Origin of the sequence: Halorubrum sp. SS7, from assembly GCF_005435055.1 — an archaeon.
Lineage (GTDB): Archaea > Halobacteriota > Halobacteria > Halobacteriales > Haloferacaceae > Halorubrum > Halorubrum salinarum.
Genome location: NZ_SGXV01000465.1, coordinates 1 through 326 on the forward strand (window position 1 = coordinate 1; position 326 = coordinate 326).

At 65.3% G+C, this 326-nt stretch carries 1 pseudogene; it reads right to left on the reverse strand.

The features are described 5' to 3' along the window. Nucleotides 1-62: 62 nt before the first annotated feature. A pseudogene (locus tag EXE44_RS20525) lies at nt 63-326 on the reverse strand (sugar phosphate isomerase/epimerase); the annotation flags it as partial.

Here is a 326-nt window from a genome sequence, read left to right on the forward strand (position 1 = left end):
TGTTAAATACGGTATCGCGGTCGAGTCGCTTCCGTTCGGTTGGTGAGATCGGTCGTCGCGGGTCACTCTCCGAGCGTCCGATCGAAGAATCGCCTCCCGGCGTCGATTTTCTCCTCGGGGGGCGTGTCGAGTTCGTTCTCGTAGACGACCCACTCGACGGCGGCGACGCTCGCGGCTTCGAGCACGCGTTTCATGTCCACTACCCCGTCACCGTGTGGAACGTGCTCGAACTCCCCGAGACCGGAGCCCGGAGCCAGGTCGCGGAGATGGAGCAGCTCCACCCGGTCGCTGAGCAACGACAGCGCCTCGGTCGGCGCAACGCCCCC